Origin of the sequence: Bifidobacterium asteroides, from assembly GCF_030758775.1 — a bacterium.
In the GTDB taxonomy this organism is placed as follows: Bacteria; Actinomycetota; Actinomycetes; order Actinomycetales; family Bifidobacteriaceae; genus Bombiscardovia; species Bombiscardovia kimbladii.
On the sequence record NZ_CP132384.1, the window covers coordinates 875,077 to 892,917 of the forward strand.

14 protein-coding genes, 1 tRNA gene and 1 pseudogene are annotated in these 17,841 nt (G+C 60.2%); 13 read left to right on the forward strand and 3 right to left on the reverse strand.

Going from position 1 to position 17,841, the window contains the following annotated elements:
• Position 1: 1 nt before the first annotated feature.
• The 9 genes from nadD to RAM15_RS03280 all read left to right on the forward strand — a co-directional run bounded on the left by nadD (position 2) and on the right by RAM15_RS03280 (position 7,677).
• Positions 2–682 (forward strand): nicotinate-nucleotide adenylyltransferase, encoded by a 681-nt coding sequence (gene nadD / locus RAM15_RS03240; protein WP_101432243.1) that lies wholly within the window; start codon positions 2–4, stop codon positions 680–682.
• Positions 683–785: 103 nt separating this feature from the next.
• Positions 786–1,802, forward strand: a complete 1,017-nt coding sequence (locus tag RAM15_RS03245; protein WP_306222051.1) for a ribose-phosphate diphosphokinase — start codon at positions 786–788, stop codon at positions 1,800–1,802.
• Between the two features lie 82 nt (positions 1,803–1,884).
• Positions 1,885–1,955: transfer RNA gene (locus RAM15_RS03250), tRNA-Gln, on the forward strand.
• Positions 1,956–2,022: 67 nt separating this feature from the next.
• Complete coding sequence (locus tag RAM15_RS03255; RefSeq protein ID WP_015021717.1) at positions 2,023–2,820, forward strand: HAD-IIA family hydrolase; 798 nt, start codon at positions 2,023–2,025, stop codon at positions 2,818–2,820.
• Positions 2,821–2,834: 14 nt separating this feature from the next.
• Complete coding sequence (glmU, locus tag RAM15_RS03260) at positions 2,835–4,211, forward strand: bifunctional UDP-N-acetylglucosamine diphosphorylase/glucosamine-1-phosphate N-acetyltransferase GlmU (protein WP_261254683.1); 1,377 nt, start codon at positions 2,835–2,837, stop codon at positions 4,209–4,211.
• Positions 4,212–4,252: 41 nt separating this feature from the next.
• Positions 4,253–4,729, forward strand: coding sequence for a ribosome silencing factor (rsfS, locus tag RAM15_RS03265; RefSeq protein WP_306222054.1), 477 nt, complete (start codon positions 4,253–4,255; stop codon positions 4,727–4,729).
• Positions 4,722–5,462, forward strand: coding sequence for a histidine phosphatase family protein (locus RAM15_RS03270; RefSeq protein ID WP_306222055.1), 741 nt, complete (start codon positions 4,722–4,724; stop codon positions 5,460–5,462). Before rsfS ends, RAM15_RS03270 begins: the two co-directional genes overlap by 8 nt.
• 74 nt (positions 5,463–5,536) lie before the next feature.
• Positions 5,537–6,463 (forward strand): hypothetical protein, encoded by a 927-nt coding sequence (locus RAM15_RS03275; protein ID WP_306222056.1) that lies wholly within the window; start codon positions 5,537–5,539, stop codon positions 6,461–6,463.
• Between the two features lie 128 nt (positions 6,464–6,591).
• Positions 6,592–7,677 (forward strand): glycerol dehydrogenase, encoded by a 1,086-nt coding sequence (locus tag RAM15_RS03280; RefSeq protein ID WP_306222057.1) that lies wholly within the window; start codon positions 6,592–6,594, stop codon positions 7,675–7,677.
• A gap of 89 nt (positions 7,678–7,766) precedes the next feature.
• On the opposite strand, the gene RAM15_RS03285 is transcribed toward RAM15_RS03280, so the two are convergent.
• The 3 genes from RAM15_RS03285 to RAM15_RS03295 all read right to left on the reverse strand — a co-directional run bounded on the left by RAM15_RS03285 (position 7,767) and on the right by RAM15_RS03295 (position 11,343).
• A complete protein-coding gene (locus RAM15_RS03285) occupies positions 7,767–8,735 on the reverse strand; it encodes a PfkB family carbohydrate kinase (RefSeq protein WP_306222059.1) in 969 nt (322 codons plus the stop codon).
• Entirely contained in the window at positions 8,728–10,194 is a 1,467-nt protein-coding gene (locus RAM15_RS03290; RefSeq protein ID WP_306222061.1) for a purine-cytosine permease family protein, read from the reverse strand. Before RAM15_RS03290 ends, RAM15_RS03285 begins: the two co-directional genes overlap by 8 nt.
• Before the next feature lie 153 nt (positions 10,195–10,347).
• Entirely contained in the window at positions 10,348–11,343 is a 996-nt protein-coding gene (locus RAM15_RS03295) for an ADP-ribosylglycohydrolase family protein (RefSeq protein WP_306222062.1), read from the reverse strand.
• A 609-nt stretch (positions 11,344–11,952) separates the two neighbouring features.
• Here RAM15_RS03295 and RAM15_RS03300 point away from each other — a divergent pair.
• The 4 genes and pseudogenes from RAM15_RS03300 to RAM15_RS03320 all read left to right on the forward strand — a co-directional run bounded on the left by RAM15_RS03300 (position 11,953) and on the right by RAM15_RS03320 (position 17,236).
• Positions 11,953–13,305: an MFS transporter gene (locus RAM15_RS03300; protein WP_306222063.1), complete on the forward strand. Its 1,353-nt coding sequence runs from the start codon at positions 11,953–11,955 to the stop codon at positions 13,303–13,305.
• Positions 13,306–13,357: 52 nt separating this feature from the next.
• On the forward strand, positions 13,358–14,467 hold the full coding sequence (locus RAM15_RS03305) for a LacI family DNA-binding transcriptional regulator (RefSeq protein WP_306222065.1): 1,110 nt from the start codon (positions 13,358–13,360) through the stop codon (positions 14,465–14,467).
• Positions 14,464–15,486, forward strand: a complete 1,023-nt coding sequence (locus RAM15_RS03310; protein WP_306222067.1) for a nucleoside hydrolase — start codon at positions 14,464–14,466, stop codon at positions 15,484–15,486. Before RAM15_RS03305 ends, RAM15_RS03310 begins: the two co-directional genes overlap by 4 nt.
• Positions 15,487–16,073: 587 nt before the next feature.
• Positions 16,074–17,236, forward strand: a pseudogene (locus RAM15_RS03320) (IS1249 family transposase).
• Positions 17,237–17,841: the final 605 nt, after the last annotated feature.

Sequence of the window (17,841 nt, forward strand, 5' to 3'; positions counted from 1 at the left end):
GATGATGTCTGAACTGTCCAAGGAGGGGGAATCCGGGCAGGAGCCATCAGATATTGACGGATCCTGTAGGCCTTCTCACCATAACCGCCGACCCCGGGTGGGGATCATGGGCGGCACCTTCGACCCCATTCACAACGGCCACTTGGTGGCTGCCTCGGAGGTGGCCTGGGTCTACGACCTGGATGAGGTCATCTTTGTGCCCACCGGCCGTCCGGCCTTCAAGCTGAACAAGACGGTGACCAATGCTGAGGACCGCTATCTGATGACCGTGATCGCCACGGCCTCCAACCCCAAGTTCACCGTCTCCCGGGTGGACATTGAGCGTCCTGGCATCACCTACACCGTGGACACCTTGCGCGACATCAAGCGGATGCGTCCCGACAGCGACCTCTTCTTCATCACCGGGGCGGACGCTGTGGCCGAGATCATGCGCTGGAAGGATGCCAACCGGATGTGGGATCTGGCCAAGTTCGTCGCCGTCTCCAGGCCCGGCTATTCCTCCAGCCTGGACGATCTTCAGGTGCCTGCTCAGCGGGTGGATACCTTGGAGATTCCGGCCCTGTCCATCTCGTCCACAGATGTGCGCCGTCGTTCGGCCAGGGGCATGCCGGTCTGGTACCTGGTTCCGGACGGGGTGGTGCAGTACATCAACAAGCACGGGCTCTACCGCTCGGCTTCCTGAGCTGCGCATGCTGTCGGACTCGCCAACACGGACAGCCCGGCTGTGTCAGCGCGCGCCATTATTATGGAGGCTGTCCGCTTCAGCGAAAACAACGTTTGGAGATATGGTGAGCGCGATACTCAAAGGCAGACCAGGAAAAAATCTCATACTTGTCACAGGCCGGACCCATCCCAGACTCGCGGCGGACGTGGCCGATCAACTTGGCATCGACGTCCTGGAGACGACGGCATACGACTTTGCCAACGGCGAGATGTATGTGCGTTATACGGAGTCGGTGCGCGGTGCGGATGTCTTCGTCCTGCAGACCCACTCAGACCCGGTCAACAAGTCCATCATGGAACAGCTGATCATGATCGACGCCCTCAAGAGGGCCTCGGCGCGATCCATCACCGCGGTCTGCCCGCTCCTGGGCTACTCCCGTCAGGACAAGAAGCACCTGGGCCGCGAGCCCATCTCCTGCCGGCTCATGTTCGACCTGCTCAAGACGGCTGGCGCGGACCGGATCATGTCGGTTGACCTGCACGCCGCCCAGTCCCAGGGCTTCTTCGATGGGCCTGTGGACCATCTGATCGCCATGCCTGTGTTGGTGGACTATGTGCGCGACCGGATGGACCTGTCCAAGGTGGCCGTGGTCTCGCCGGATGCCGGCCGCATCCGGGTGGCCGAGCAGTGGGCCCAGCGCCTGGGAGGCGTGCCTCTGGCCTTCATCCACAAGACCCGTGACATCACCCAGCCCAACAAGGCTGTGGCCCATCGGGTGGTGGGCGACGTGCGTGGCCTGGACTGTGTGCTGGTGGACGACCTGATCGACACGGGCGGCACCATCACCGAGGCCTGCAACGTCCTGGAGGAGGCCGGCGCCAACTCCATCACCATCGTGGCCACTCATGGCGTCATGTCCGGGCCTGCCGTGGAACGGCTCAAGTCCTGCCAGGCCAAGGAGGTCATTGTCACCGACACGGTCCCCATTCCCCAGGAGAAGCGTTGGGATGGATTGACTGTGCTGTCCATCGCGCCCCTGCTGGCCTCGGCCATCAAGGCGGTCTTTGAGGATGGCTCGGTGGCCCGGCTCTTCGACACGTATCCGGCTCATCACGGCCAGGGCTTCCTCTTTGCCTAAAGCCCTGCCTGCCCGGCATGGCGTGGCGTAATCGTCCGGCTGTGGCATAATAAACCTGGCGGGGCCTCAAGGGTTCCGCCCTTCCCCCATGGTGTAAAGGCAGCACACGGGTCTTTGGAACCCTTAGTCTTGGTTCGAATCCAGGTGGGGGAGCTTACGCTCGCCGATTCCGGTCGGAGACGGCCTCCTTGGGGTCGGTGACCAACCGAAAGGAACTGTCTTGGCAGTCAAGAAGATCGAAACCTGGCTCACCGACATGGACGGCGTGCTGGTGCACGAGAACACGGCCCTGCCCGGAGCTGCCGAATTCATCGACACCCTCAAGCGCAACAACCGCCAATATCTGGTGCTGACCAACAATCCCATCTATACCCCTCGTGACCTTTCGGCCCGCCTTGGTCGTTCGGGCATCGACGTGCCCGAGGATCGGATCTGGACCTCGGCCCTGGCCACCGCCGACTTCGTGTCCCGGACCATGCCGCGGGGATCGGCCTATGTGATCGGCGAGGCCGGGCTGACCACGGCCCTGCACGAGGCCGGGTTCATTCTTTCCGACATCAACCCGGACTATGTGATCCTGGGCGAGACCCGGACATACTCCTTTGAGTCCATCACCACAGCCATCCGCCTGATCCTGGGAGGCGCCCGCTTCATCTGCACCAACCCGGACGCCACCGGCCCCAGCGAGAACGGCGTCCTGCCGGCAGCCGGCGCGGTGGCGGCCCTGGTGACCAAGGCCACCAATCGGGAGCCCTACTTCGTGGGCAAGCCCAACCCCATCATGTTCCGCACGGCCCTGAACAGGGTGGGCGGCCACTCCGAGACCACGGCCATGATCGGCGACCGGATGGACACCGACGTGGTGGCCGGAGTCGAGGCCGGTCTGAACACCTTCCTGGTGCTGACAGGCATCACCACACGTTCCGAGGTGGAAACCTTCCCCTATCGCCCTGACCAGGTGGTGGACTCTATTCAGGATCTGATCGACATCGCCGAGAGCGGGGTGGTGGAGTTTTGAGCGGCGGGAAGACGCTGACCGCTGGCATCATTCTGGCCGCAGGCGAGGGCACTCGCATGCATTCGGCTCATCCCAAGGTTCTGCACACCTTGGCCGGCAAGACCTTCCTGCAAAGGGTCATGACATCGGTGACCGCCCTGAATCCCGAACTGACGGCCGTGGTGGTTCATCATCAGGCCGACCTGGTGGCGCAGGCTGCACGCTCTTACGATCCCCAGGTGCGCATCGTGCGTCAGGACAGTCGACCGGGCACAGGGCGTGCGGTCCAGTGCGCCGTGGATCAGCTGGATGGCGAGCTCCAGCACGACGGCCAGGTGCTGATCGTGGCCTCGGACATGCCCCTGCTGGACGCGGATACGCTGCAAAGCCTGCTTGACTATCATGTCAATTCCGGCGACGGGGCCACCGTGCTGACGGTCAATCTGGACGACCCCACCGGATACGGCCGCATCATTCGTGACCAGGATGGACGGGTTCTGCGCATCGTCGAGCAGCGTGATGCCACCGGCACTGAGCTGGCCGTCAAGGAGGTCAACACTTCGGTTTACGTCTTCGAGGCTGACCTGCTTCGACAAGCGGTCCGTGGCTTGGACGACAGCAACGCCCAGGGGGAGTTCTATCTGACCGATGCCCTGGAGACAGCCCGTCGCTTGGGCCGGGTGGGAGCCTTCGCCGCTCCTGATCCGCTCAAGGTCGAGGGTGTCAACGACAGGATCCAATTGGCTGATCTGGCCAAGGCCCATAACCTGCGGGTCTGCCAAGAGTTCATGCGCCAGGGGGTGACCATCCTGGACCCGTCCACCACCTGGATCGAGGACGACGTGGTCATCCAGCAGGATGCCGTCATCCTGCCCGGATGCTTCCTGCAGGGTCATACCGAGATTGCCTCGGACGCGGTCATCGGCCCCTATACCACACTGATTGACGCCATCGTCGAGCCGCAGGCCAAGGTGGAGCGTTCCCGCGTGCAGGAGACCAGGATCGGGGCCCGGGCCAACATCGGCCCTTGGACCTATCTGAGGGCCGGCAACGTCCTTGCCGAGGACACCAAGGCCGGGGCCTTCGTGGAGATGAAGAAGGCCACCATCGACCACGGGACCAAGGTGCCCCACCTTTCCTACGTGGGTGATGCCCACATAGGCCACGACAGCAACGTGGGCGGCGGGTCCATCACGGCCAACTATGACGGCGTGCACAAGAACCGCACCGAGATCGGGTCGGAGGTGCACGTGGGCGCAGGAAACCTCTTCGTGGCACCCGTCCAGGTGGGCGACGGGGTCACGACCGGGGCCGGATCGGTCATCCGTCATCCGGTCGAGGACGGAGCCATGGTCTACTCCACCAATGACCAGCATCAGGTTCCGGACTGGAAACCCGCCTGGGAGCGGTAATCATGGGAGCATCGGCTTCACAACAAGGAAAGGCGTGACAAGTGCCAGCATTGCAGGAATCCATCGACGCGGTCCTGGTGGCCGCTCGGGCTGCCAACGATGTCAAGGCCATGGACATCGTGGCCTTCGACGTCTCCCGGCCCATCGCCATCACCGACATCTTCATGGTGGCCACCGGCAGCAACGAACGTCAGGTCCTGGCCATCGCCGAGGAGGTGGAGAAGCAGCTCCATCTGCAGAAGAACCTGGATCCCCGCTCGCGGGAGGGCGTCCAGGAGGCCCAGTGGGTTCTGCTGGACTACGGTGACTTCGTCATCCACATCATGCACAAGCAGGCCCGGGCCTACTACGATCTGGAACGGCTCTGGAAGGACTGCCCCCAGGTGGACCTGCAGCTGGAGCACCCCTTTACCCTCGCCGATGATGACCCGGATAGCCAGCTGGCCTCCAAGGCGGACGATCTGAATGGGGATGATCTGCGCAGCCGTTTCGCCGACCCTCAGGAAAGCCATGACTGACTCGGTTGCCGCCGTCGAGGATGGACGGCATGTGCGCTCCATGACCGTGGTCCGCCACGGACAGACCTCATACAATGCAGGGCACCGGATGCAGGGCCAGATCGACATCCCCCTCAACAGTGTTGGCCGCTGGCAGGTGGAGAGGGCTGCCGAGGAGCTCCGGGCTGAGTACGTGGATGGCGCTCCTCAAGACCGTCACCTGCTGGTGGTCTCCTCTGACCTGGGTCGGGCTGCCGCCACCGCCCATGCCTTTGCCGATCCCTTGGGCCAGACGGTCCATCTTGATTCCGGGCTGCGCGAGCGCAGCTTTGGCGAGTGGGAGGGGGCCAGCGCCGAGGAGGTTCGTCAACGTTGGCCCGAAGACTATGAATCCTGGTCCCGGGGTGCCGGGGGAGAGCTGCTTCACGGTGCCGAGACCAAGGCCCAGGTAGGCAAACGAGGCTTGGAAACCCTGAATCGTTGGATCCACCGGGCTGGTTCGGATACGGATCTCATGGTCTTCTCCCATGGGTCCTTCATAGCCCAGGCCCTCCAGGCTCTGCTGGGCATGGCCAGTGAATATCCCGAATACCTGGGTCTGGTCACCATGCGCAATGCCCACTGGGCGCGATTGATGCCACGAGACCTGCCGGACGGCGGTCTGCGCTGGTCCATGATCGACTACAATCGCGGTCCTGCCATCGCCATGCGTGGGGACTGGGACAATCCCCGAGGGCTGGTCCAGACCGACTGACCATCACAGGATCGCCATGACGACCAGCTACCATAAGAGCGCAGCAACCAGCCGTTGGATTAAAAGGGGTCGTAGTGAAGCAGTTCTTTCATGACATTTCCTGGGCGCAGATCGTCGCCGGCGCTCTTGCAGCCATGACCTCCTTCTGGCTGGCCGCCAAGATCGGCGTGGCGGGATCCATCATTGGCGTAGCCATCGGTTCCATCGTTTCTGCTGTGGCCTCGCAGATCTACAAGAATGTCTTGGAAGCCTCTGGTCAGAAGCTCCAGGAGTCCGTGGTGGGCAGTGCCGACCAGGATGATGACGATTCCAAGACGGATACGGACAGCGATTCAGCCGCTGATGGGCAGACCAGGGTCTTGCCGGCACAGGGGAAAGGCGCTTCGGACGATTCCAGCGGTGCTGCCGACGGGTCCACCCAGGTCATGGCGCCGGTTGATGGATCCACCCAGGTCATGCCTCCTGTCGGTGATGAAAAGACGGCAGCCAAGACCGGCAGAACCATTTCGTCCAACAATGGTCCTCGGGCCCATGCGGCCCCCATCGCGGCAACGAGCAAAAAGAAACTGGATCAGCGCCGCCGCAACGTCATTATCGTCTCAGTGGTCAGCGCTCTGGTGGCCGTGCTGCTGTCCGCCCTGGCCATCAATGCCCTGACCAAAGGCGAAGGCACCGACAAGGTGGTCCGCAACGTGGTCAGCCCTTCGACCAGCCAGGTAACCCCCAGCCAGGAGGAGGAGACCCCCTCCAAGCCTGCACAGCGTACTGAGCAGCCTGAAGACCAGGCGACCCCGGGTGCCCCCCAGAATCAGCCTTCGGGAACGAATCAGCACCAAGGCAACGAACAGGGATCCGGGCAAGGTCAACAGCAGGGAGGGAACCCCACGAGCTCGCCTTCGCCGTCTGCCGATGCGACCGGCTCCACGCCCAGCCCCTCAAATACGGCTTCCACACCCCAGTCGTCGCCGACGAGCACGACCAATTCCTTGCCTCATAACTGACCGGTCGCACGGCGCGGCACACCCATCTCACCATGTAATGTGACTAGGGTCACTTTCAGACGGGCCAAGAGGCTCGTCACTAAGGACCTGGTCCCGAAGGCGGGATCAGCGATGAGAAAGGTGTATGTATGCGCAAGGTTCTGTGCTCTCCCGGCTCCTATGTTCAGCAGGAGGGCGCCATGGGAAAGCTGGCTGGAGAATACGCGGCTCTGGGCACCAAGGGCGCCCATCTGATCGTCGATCCGGTCATCGACGGGCTCTACCATGACGACATTGTCGCCTCCTTTGAGCACGATGGGATCCCCTACGAACTGATGAAATTCGGCGGCGAGTGCTCCATGGAGGAGATCGACCGTCATCGTGCCCATTTGGGCGACAGCGACGCGGTGATCGGCATCGGCGGCGGCAAGACCTTGGATACCGCCAAGGCTGTGGCCCACTTCGCCCACCTGCCGGTCATGATTGTTCCCACGGCGGCCTCCTCGGATGCGCCCTGCTCAAGGCTGTCCGTGCTCTACACGCCCGAGGGCGTCTTTGACCGTTACCTGCCCCTGCCTGCCAACCCCAATGTGGTCCTGATGGATACCGACGTGATCGCCAAGGCACCGGTGCGCTTCCTGGTATCAGGACTGGGCGATGCCTTCGCCACCTACTATGAGGCAGCCGCCTGCGTGCAGTCGAATGCGGTGACCATGACCGGAGGCCACGCCACCATGGCCGCCTTCGCCCTGGCCCGTCTCTGCCGCGACACCCTGCTCGAGGATGGGGTCAAGGCCGTGGCCGCTGCCAAGGCCGGTGTGCGCACAGCCGCCCTGGAGAAGATCATCGAGGCCAACACCCTGCTGAGCGGACTGGGCTTCGAGAGCTCCGGACTGGCTGCAGCCCACGCCATCCATGACGGGATGACCGCCCTGGAGGGCACCCACTCCATGCTGCACGGCGAAAAGGTGGCCTTTGGCACCTTGGCCCAGCTGGTCCTTGAGGATCGGCCCCTGGAGGAGACCCGCCGGGTCTACGACTTCTTCTGCAGCGTGGGTCTGCCCACCTCCCTGGAGCAGATCGGCATCGGCCAGGCCAGTGAGGAGGATCTGCTCAAGGTCGGCGAGCATGCCTGCGGCCCTGACGAGACCATGGGCAACATGCCCTTCGAGGTGACCCCGACCGATGTGGCTCACGCCCTGCGTGCGGCCGATCAGCTGGGCAAGCAGCTCTGATACGTCATTCTCTGGTCCCTCGTTGAGAGGCCAAGCGGCCGTCGGCATGAAGTCGGCGGCCGCCTTTGTTTCCTCCGGTTTTGCTCCGGTCACCATTGCAGGGAGCTGGCGGCCTTTCGTATGGCTTCTTCACTTGGGCATGTGGCTGGACCCCGATGGGTAGTGGAAAGTGCTCCTGCACAGTTGGCCAGCACCAGGGCCTCCTCAATGGGCAGACCTTGGAAGATGCCCGCGCAGAGGACACCCGAGTGTGCATCGCCTGCACCGTTGGTGTCTATGGCATGGACCTGCGGGGTGGGAATGTACTGGCCCTGCATTGCATCCTTGGGCTGGCAGTACCAGGCACCGTGGGCGCCGGCTCTGAGAACCACCGGACTGTCCAGTCTCAACGAAAGCGAGCGGCAGAGGGATTCCAACTCAGTAACGTCGCCAGTTTCGGGTTGGCACCCTAGACGTTTCGCCAGGATTGGTCCCTCGCGTTCGTTGAGGGACCAGATAGGATGCAGACCGTTGACCGCATCAAGCACATCCAATGTAATATCGGCCACCATGGGTCCCAAGTCGAAGAGCACCGGAAATCCTTCGCCCTGGTGTTTCTCAGCAAAACCGAGCAGGCTTCGGGTGTTGTCCTTGTGGCAGAAGGAATACCCGCTCAGGTAGATGACATCGCCGGGAACCAGGTTCATGCTTTCGTAGGTGCCCTCCGGCACCCGGGTCTCTGCGCCCCTCGCCGATACGAAGGTGCGTTCGCCCGAGGGCTCGATCATGGCTACCGAATATCCGGTATCACAGTCGTCCAGCACAGGCCCTTGTGCGGGAACCTGCAGGGCAGCAAGGGCTCCACGGGCCATGTCCGCCATCGGACCTGTGCCGATCGCCCCCATGTAGGCTACGGGCGTTCCCATCCGCCTGGCTGCCTGGATCACGTTGTATCCGCCGCCGACCTTTATGGCGCTTCGCCTGGCGAAAATGTCCCCTCCGCGTTCCGGGAGGTGGTCGATGTTCATGCTCAGGTCAATCACCACCTGACCGAGATGAAGGATGCTGGGTTCAGTCATTACTGCTGCTCCTCACCGCCACGGAGTCCTTGGAGAGGAGGTGCAAAATGGCATAGAGGATTCCTCCCAAGAGGAGGGATACCAGCCATGCCAGGCCGTTCCTGCCCAGGAAGCTGCCGGCCAGCGGTCCTGAAAACCAGACCTCGTTCTTGGAGACCTGGGCCGTCACGAACAGGAAGCCGACGACTATCCCCACCAGCCAGCTGACGATCGCCGGGAGGTTGATGCCGTGCCAGTACCAGTATGGGGAGTCGGCTCGCAAATTCAGAAGGCCGTCCGAATCGTAGCGCTTGCGGAAGATCATATCTGACAGGAAGATGCCTGCCCAGGTGCTCAGCGGCACTGCCAAGAGGGAGATGAAGGTGACGAAGGGGCCGTAGAATCCGTCGGAGCCCAGCGTGAAGTACAGGGCTCCGCAGGTGGTCACCACCACATCGACGACGACCGCATAGACGCGGGGAATTCTGATGCCCAGGGTGATGGTGGTCAGGCCGGCCGAATATACGGACAGGTTGTTTGACATGAGCAACCCAGCGAAGGCGGCAATCAGATAGGGGATCGAAACCCAGGCGGGCAGGGCGCTTCGAACCGCGGCGACCGGATCAGCGGCGGAGGCAATGGTGGAGTTGCCTGCTGTCAGGACCGATCCCAGGCCGATAACCACGACCAGGGGGATGCCGGCGCCGGCTGCTGCAGTCAGGATCAGAGAGCCGGATTTTACCGAGGTCTTTTGGTAGCGGGCCATGTCTGCGCCGGAATTGACCCAGCCGATGCCCGTCCCTGCGGCTATGGTGCCGACTCCGATAAGGAAGGCGCTGGCTGACCCGGGGGCATTGCCGATGAAGGAGGACCAGTCGACGGTCGTGGCCAGATAGATGGCTACCAAGAGGGTAAGGGCTCCGAATATCCAGGTGGCCCACTTCTGCACAGTGAGGATGAAGGCGTGGCCTGCGGCCGAGACCACCACGGTCAAGGCCACGAACACGGCAATACAGACGAAGGTCAGGAAGGGGGAGCGCTTGGCATCAGCTGAGGTGCCGAAGATGATGGCGATCAGGGAGAGCAGGGCAAAAGCGCCAGTCATCGTGTTCACCGTCTCCCAGCCCAGCCTGGACAGCAGAGCCACCAGTGTGGGGCCCGCATTGCCTCTGACGCCGAAAATGGCTCGGGACAGGGTCAGCGTGGGGGCGCCGCCTCTTCTGCCGGCTATGGAAATGATGCCGACCAGTGCGAAGGATCCGAAGGCTCCGATGGTCGTGGCGAGCACGGCCTGCCAGAGGTTGAGGCCCTGGGCAATCAGGGTAGCTCCCAGAGGGATTCCCAGGATCGAGATGTTGGCGGCGAACCAGACCCAGAAGAGCTGACCGGGCGACCCGTTCCTCTGATCCTCGGGCACGGGTTCGATGCCCCTTTGCTCAACTCTGGAGAGGATGGTGCCCTCTTTTGGTGCAGTTGACATGGATTGTCTCCTTTGACTCACGATGTACTGGATGCAGCGATGGATTGTCTGGTCAGGCCTGTGGTGTGGTCTGGGTGGACCCCATGATCTCGGGGTTGACTGGATTTTACATTCTTGTATTCCTGAAGGATTCTGTCGTATCCGTTTTGCGCTTTACCTTAGGGTAATCAGGCCACGGGCAGTTTTCTGCAGGTCAAGGTGAGATACCGAAGCCACCTGGGAGCAGAGTGCAGGGTTAAAGGCCTCGGGGCCGGTGCATGCGCCGGTCATTGCGCCGGTCATGGCAGCGATGGTGTCCGTATCGCCTCCCAGGTTGACTGCGACGAATAGAGCCGATTGGGGATCGTCGGCGAATCTCCAGGCCAGGGCAAAAGCGGCTGCCACAGACTCATTGGCCTCCACCGAGGTGCCGCAGTCTTCGATGAGGTGGCGTTCGAAGTCGTCCTCATCGCTGAATTCTTCGGACACTTGTATTGCCTGGCGGGCCCGAGCGGGAACCGATGCCTTAGGGGTCCAGGCTCCGGAGGTTTCCATGGCGGGTACCAGGCGCAAGGACTCATTCAGTGCCTGGCGAACGGTCATTCCTTCAAGTCCCAGACTGACTGTCGTAGCGATCAGCGCTGCGCCTTGAAAGCCTGCGACCGTGTCGTGGGTGACCTGGCAGGACTCGTAGATGCGATTGGCCAGCCGTCTGGTGTCTTCGGGCCTGTTGGCTATCCCTACCGGGGCGACTCGCATGGCCGCCCCATTGGTGGTGCCGGTCCTTCCTGTTGTCATGATGTCCGCGCCATGGCGAACCTGTTCCAGGGCCAGCTTGGTGGATGGCCCGAGCAGGTCGAGTGATCCGCGTGACTTCATGCCGTCCTCCCAGGCCAGAAGGCGCTTAGCGAACTCTTTGGGATCGATGTATCCTCTGCCCTCGATGATCAGTTCTGCGACAATCAGTGCCTGCTCGGTGTCATCGGTCACAGATCCCGCAGGCATACCGGGAGCTATCGGCTGATCCGCAATAGCATCATGAAGGGTGTCAACCCTGCCGTAGGCCTCATGGATGGCTGCTGGACTCATGCTCTGTGTGGGCATGCCCAGCGCATCTCCCAAGGACAGCCCAGTAAGTGCGCCCAGTGCGCCTTCCTCAATCGTGCTCATTGCCGCGCACCCCTCCCGAATTATTCGTTGTTTCGGACCAGGATCTTCTTAGCCTGAGTGAATATTATCAATACTATTGATCTGATCAGCTCGATAAGCATGATTCGTCATGATGATTGAACCCTATATCAGCCCAGGTAGGGTAGTACAGTTGCAGTGATCGCTTAATCGTTGAGCAAGCATCTTTAAAGGTCGAACGAACCAAGACAGTTGCAAGGATATGCTTCGTGCTCGAATACTATGAGTCGCATTCGTTGGAATCCATTGATCGTTTTGATTGCTGAGTTCTTGTTGCAATCAGGCAAGGTTTGGGTTTGAGCCTCGCAATGGCTGGGAGCCCATCTTATGTGACCATGAACTCCATCCTGCGTGCTTGCCAATCAGCAAAACGGGAAACTCTCAAATTGACAAGGAAAACTACGCGCGTAGAATTTTGCATTGTAGGCAAATGGAAACGCGTAAAAAGTCGCTTCCAATCTACGCGGGTAGAACAACGGTATTCAGCATCGAATCGCAATGATCCCCTGCAAGGAGGCATAAATGGGAGTGAACCGGGCCAAGAGAGAAAAACCTGAAACTGTGTATCAGCGATCCAGGTCAAATTCCGAATTGTCTGATCAACAGGAACAGGCAGCTGATGTCAACTTCCGCACCAAGGAGGGCAGGAAGAGCTTCTGGACCAATATCGTGGCCGTATGGTTGGGCACAACCATGGAATATGTGGACTTTGCCTTGTATGGTCTGGCTTCAGGGCTCGTCTTTGGCGACATCTTCTTTCCCGGGCAAACGCCGGTAATCGCTCTGCTCTCTTCATTCGCAACATATGCGGTCGGCTTCCTGGCCAGGCCTGTCGGAGCCTTTGTTCTAGGCAAGATAGGTGATAAGCGCGGACGTAAGTTCATCATGGTCTTCACGGTCATGCTGATGGGTCTGTCGACTACAGCCTTGGGGCTTTTGCCGACGTACCAAATGGTGGGTATTCTTTCTCCTATTCTCTTGATACTTTGCCGCGTATGCCAGGGATTCGGCGCTGGGGCCGAGCTGTCGGGGGGAGCAGTGATGCTCGCCGAGTATTCCCCCGTCAACCACCGTGGCCTGGTTTCCTCATTGATTGGCATCGGGTCCAATTCGGGCACCTTGCTGGCTTCTGCCGTCTGGCTTCTGGTTCTGCTTTTGCCTCACGACAGCCTGATTGCCTGGGGATGGAGGATTCCCTTCCTGGTCTCGATCCTGATTGCGCTTTTCGCTGTCTATCTGCGTCGCTCCATGCAGGAGACGCCCGCATTTCGTTCCTACCAGGCCAATAGGAAGAAGGAAGAGGCTATTCTGGCTGCCGCAGGCAAGCAGGAGAAGAAGTCCGAGGGTGGCTGGAAGGCCTTCTTCATCATGCTTGGTCTGCGTATAGGAGAGAACGGTCCCTCGTATCTTTCGCAGAGCTTCCTTATCGGATACGTGGTCACACTGGGCGTGAGCAAATCTGTGCCGACCACAGCCGTACTGATTGCTTCGTTGCTGGGCTTCCTGATCATCCCCTTCTCCGGATGGCTTTCCGACCGGTTCGGCCGCCGGATTGTCTACCGCGTCTTCTGCCTGCTTCTGGTCCTTTACGCCTTCCCCGCCTTTGCTCTGTTGCAGTCGAAGAACACCTTAGTTGTCAGCCTGGTGATAATCGTGGGCATGGGTGTGGCTTCGCTGGGCATCTTCGGAGTCCAAGCGGCCTACGGTGTTGAGCTCTTTGGCATTCAGCACAGGTATTCCCGGATGGCAGTCGCCAAGGAGCTTGGCTCCATCCTCTCCGGCGGCACGGCTCCGATGATCGCTTCGGCACTGCTGGCAGCCTTCAGCTCCTGGGTGCCTTTGGCTGCCTATTACTGCTTGATGGCAGCGATCGGTCTGGTCACGACATTCTTCGCCCCTGAAACCCGTGGCCGGGACCTGACCCTAGTTGACGATGCGATCTGATGAATCTCCATTGAATCGGTAATCTGTAAGGAGACCAGTTGCAAGGAGGGGAATGGTGACGAGGCGTCCGACAAGGGATGACGTGGCCAGGGAGGCGGGTACCTCATCTGCTGTGGTGAGCTATGTGATCAATCATGGTCCACGTCCAGTCTCCGAGCAGACCAGGCGCAAGGTCTTAGATGCCATCAGGCGAACCGGCTATGTGCCTAACAATATCGCCAAGTCGCTGGCCAACGGGACCAGCGATACCTACGCCCTGCTGGTGACAGACCTGGCCAATCCCTTCCTGGCACAGATGACCAAGGCTTTGGAGCACAAGCTTTTCTCCTTGGGCAAGACCCTCCTGGTCGGCGATTCCAGCGATGACCCCAGTCGCCAGATGGAGCTGTTGGAATCCTTCCAGCGTCAGCAGGTCTCTGGTCTGGTTTGGTATGGCGTGGACCAGCCTCTTCCCATGGATGCCCTTGAAACCTACCCGGGAACCGTGGTTATGCTCAACCAACCGGAAGGACAGGAATTGAGTCCCGCTGCAGGGCGCCGAGTTCGATTGGGCCTTGACGAAAGCGAAGAGGCCAGGATGGCTACAGCCCATCTGATAGGGCATGGCTATCAAAAGCTGGCCATCATTGCCGGCCCTCGGGAGCGTCTCAATTCGCGGGAAAGAATCCGTGGGTGGAAGAGGGCCATACGTGAATCCGGCTTTGAGCCAGGGCAGGAGATCTTCGTTCCCTACACCTGCCAAGGGGGGTACGAGGCGGCAGAGCTGGTCGATGATCAGGTCGAGGCTGTCTTTGCTTCGAATGAGCTTCAGGCCATGGGCTTTCTGGCTGGCATGGCCCAGCGTGGCAAAAAAGTGCCTGATGATGTGGCTTTGGCGGCGATGAATGGGACTGACCAATCCGCATATTTGATCCCCTCACTGACAGCCGTACAGCTATCTGAGGATGAGATAGCGGATAAGATTGCCAAGGTGTTGCTGAAACCGGACGGCGCCTATCAGGACACTGGCGATGATGGAGACGACAAACCAGGGGGTTACGAGACTTCCGTCGCTCCAACAAATCGTTCGGATGCTCCTGTCCGTACTGGTTTAGGCACAATTCCGGCAGCTCCACAGCTGGTCATTGGCCGTAGCTGTGGATGCAGCCAAAATGAGGTATGAAAACAGAAATGAAAGATGCAGTCAACATTATCGTCGACTGTGACCCGGGTAACGGTGTGCCCGGAGCCAACGTCGATGATGCCCTGGCCATTGCCTATGCCTTGCGTTCCGAAAAGCTCAGGACCAGAGCAATATGGACCGTGTTCGGCAACACTACCTCTGATCTCGGTTATTCCAGTGCAGAGGCCTTGCTGAGATCCATGGGACGCATGGATGTTCATGTCCGTCGAGGGGCGGATGGCCCGCTGCAGGGATCACGCCAGCCTTGGCTGACCAAGAGGCTGAATGCGGCCAGCAGCCCCGAGGCGCCAGAAGTATGGAGAAATGCCGTGGGATCGCAGGCAGGGTTCCATGCATCAAGCGCCGATAAGGTATCAGCCATACCAGAGGTTTCCGGGCCTGATCAGCTTGCGCAGGATGTGCTTGCTTGCAGCGGTCCGGTGTCCATTGCCGCCATAGGACCTCTCACCAACCTAGCCAGGCTGATCAGTGATGAGCCTCAGGTCATTGGCCATATTGAGAGGATCAGCATCATGGGCGGTTCCATTGGATTCGGTGATGAGGTGGACACCAACTTCGCCGTCGATTCGGTGGCAGCCCGGCGGGTGTTGGAATCCAGTATTCCCATCACCTTGGTTCCGCTTGATGTGACCAGGACCACGCATCTGAGCCAGCGATGCTGGGATCGTATGATCGCCGAGGCCGATGCAAGCAAGGCGCCGTGGAAGGACTCGATGAACCGTTGGTTGAGACCGTGGCTGACATACAGCAGACGAACTCGACCGGTCGATGGCATGTGGCTTCATGACCTTGTATCCGTCTTGGCACTGGCTGAAAGGGACCTTGTTGCTCTTCGTCCTGCACGGGTGAATCTTGCCGACTGCGGCAAGCTGTTATTGGCTGACAGGAATGGTGACCAGCCTGTTAGTGGTGTCAGATCGTATGAGGTGGAACTTTGCACTGGCGTGGATAATTCGCGCATGATTCAGGTCTGGCAGCAGGCTGTTCTGCCTCGCTGAAGTCGCGCGGGTGAGATTTACATCCGGGCCGAGCCCTTTTCACTATCTCATGAGTTAGTCATGGGGGCTGCAGCACATGTACGCGTCCAGTTATTCCGCAAGTGGTTGGACTCTGCGGTGGCGGTCATGTGCTGTTTGGCAGCCTCTTGGACCTTCGAAATCCCAGGAATATTGTCAACCTGCTTATAGCAACGACCCAAAACGCTGTCTGTATGACTATCGCCGGTCATGATGCCCAATTGCCCGTGGTGACGGCTCTGCCTTGCTTAGGGGTAGCTTTGCCAAAACACAATTGCAAGAGCCGAAAACCATGGCGTTTTCACAGATCGACCACAGTCAATGATGGCAGTTTGACTGTGCCAACACAGTCATTGGCAATGATCCAGACATGTATCGGCTGTTGCTGAGCATAAGGAAAGAAGAGAGCGATCTGGCGTTTGCAAGCCCAATGAATGGGCTATAGGAACTAAACGTGTTGTTTATGTTGGGGGTTTGGCCTTGTGGCTGTAAGCGTGTTGGGTGGTTGTTAATAGGTCGGGTTGTTAATAGGGGTCTTGCAGGGGTGCCCGTTCCTGTTCGATTGGGGAATGAGAACCAGATCGAAGAGGGCCAGGCATTGCCCCATATGCCATGGGCGGATGCGCAGGCATGGGCGCAACAGATCAGGCACGCAGCGCTGGATGTGTCCGTCCTGCTCGATCACGTCCACCGCGCGCAGGCAGGACCGGGCCCGCGCCGCGCAGTTGAGGGAGTTCCCGGACCGGCCGCTGACGGGCAGGACCCGGGAACAGATGGGGGCCATGGGCGCCAGGGCCTGGCGTAAACGGGTCGGCTGGTGCTGGAACATCAAGCCGGCAATCACACCGGACGGGGTGGTCCATCACACGCTCATGGCCGACGGCACGTATATGGCACACGGCTGGTGCCTCCTGATAGCGATCGACGGGCAGACGGGCCAGGTCATCGACCGGCAGTGGTGCCATCAGGAGAACACGGCGGCCTGCACGGCCCTGTCCTCCCGCATCCCCGGGCCCGACGTGCTCATCACCGACGGCCTTCGCGGCGTGCAGAAAGCCTGCCATGCCTGCTGCCGGGCACGCGCATCCAACGCTGCCTGGTGCACGTGCAACGCAACACCAAAACCGACCTGACACTCAAACCACGACTTCAGGCCGGCAAGGAACTCAAGCGACTCTCCGACCAGCTCACCCGGGTCCATACCATCGAGGAAGCGGTGCGTTGGGGTGAGGCCTTGAACGCCTGGCACGAAAGATGGAAAACCCTCATCGACGAACGCACCATGGCCAAGGACGACCCAGCCAACCCCAAAGCCAGCCACCAATCCTGGTGGTGGACCCACCAGGAACTCCGCCGCTGCTACCGCAGGCTCGAACACCTCTTCCAAGACAGGCCGCTCTTCGCCTTCCTGGAACCCGAACTCACCGCCGGCGGGCCAGTGGAACGCACCACCAACCGGCCGGAAGGAGGAGTCAACCCACCCATCAAACGCACCCTCCTGCAACACCACGGCCTACCCGAGAGCCACATGGGACGCGCCTGCGAATGGCGCTGCTGCATGAAAACCGACAACCCCGACCCCGCCAGCCTGATCAGGGACGAACACCACCAGCCACAACCAGCACCCAAACGGGAAACCAGACAGGAACAGGACGAGCCCGAACACTACGGCACCGCCATCAACTGGAACGAGTTCCACACACCAGTCAGATACCCCAACACCACACTCTGACCAACACACAACCAAACCCACACACAGAACCTAAAACAACGCGTTTAGTTCCTATAGCCCCTGATGCCGGAGAGACCGTTCTGTATCAGCATAGAGGCTAGATTGGCTGAGCTCTGATAAGGATGCGAAGGGTAAGGAATACGAGCGGTGTCCATCTCAGTTACACCCCTTTAGATAAAAAAGTGCCGCCCTAGTGTGCATATCATATAAATATGATAGAGGCAGTGGCGGCTTCTAACAAGCTTTAATATACTCGGGATATCAGTTAGAAAGCTTCATCAAGATAAAGCTTCACAATATAAACACATTTATTATCGGATGGTCTTTCTTCTATCATGAGCTACTGCAGATCACCCTTCAATCGGCAAACATAAAACTGGTCGGCTCGGCCGGGGTTGTGGTCATCGGCGGCTGCGCCTTGATGTCTGGCCGCCGCTGTCGCACGCCTGCGGCGTGCTGCTGAAGGGGTTGGGAATGTGGTGTTTGTGCCGCCCCCTTCCATTCTGGCCCGGGCCGCTGCGACTCAAGCCCCGAGCGTCTCCGCCCACACCCCGCTCCGGCCGAGGGGGCCGAACAGCATGCCCCCTCGGCCTCCGGGGGAGTGT

Excerpts from the sequence above, each read along its gene's own strand:
- nadD (WP_101432243.1), top strand. The coding sequence starts at position 2 with ATGATGTCTGAACTGTCCAAGGAGGGGGAATCCGGGCAGGAGCCATCA.
- RAM15_RS03245 (WP_306222051.1), top strand. The coding sequence starts at position 786 with ATGGTGAGCGCGATACTCAAAGGCAGACCAGGAAAAAATCTCATACTT.
- RAM15_RS03270 (WP_306222055.1), top strand. The coding sequence starts at position 4,722 with ATGACTGACTCGGTTGCCGCCGTCGAGGATGGACGGCATGTGCGCTCC.
- RAM15_RS03280 (WP_306222057.1), top strand. The coding sequence starts at position 6,592 with ATGCGCAAGGTTCTGTGCTCTCCCGGCTCCTATGTTCAGCAGGAGGGC.
- RAM15_RS03285 (WP_306222059.1), bottom strand. The coding sequence starts at position 8,735 with ATGACTGAACCCAGCATCCTTCATCTCGGTCAGGTGGTGATTGACCTG.
- RAM15_RS03290 (WP_306222061.1), bottom strand. The coding sequence starts at position 10,194 with ATGTCAACTGCACCAAAAGAGGGCACCATCCTCTCCAGAGTTGAGCAA.
- RAM15_RS03295 (WP_306222062.1), bottom strand. The coding sequence starts at position 11,343 with ATGAGCACGATTGAGGAAGGCGCACTGGGCGCACTTACTGGGCTGTCC.
- RAM15_RS03305 (WP_306222065.1), top strand. The coding sequence starts at position 13,358 with ATGGTGACGAGGCGTCCGACAAGGGATGACGTGGCCAGGGAGGCGGGT.
- RAM15_RS03310 (WP_306222067.1), top strand. The coding sequence starts at position 14,464 with ATGAAAACAGAAATGAAAGATGCAGTCAACATTATCGTCGACTGTGAC.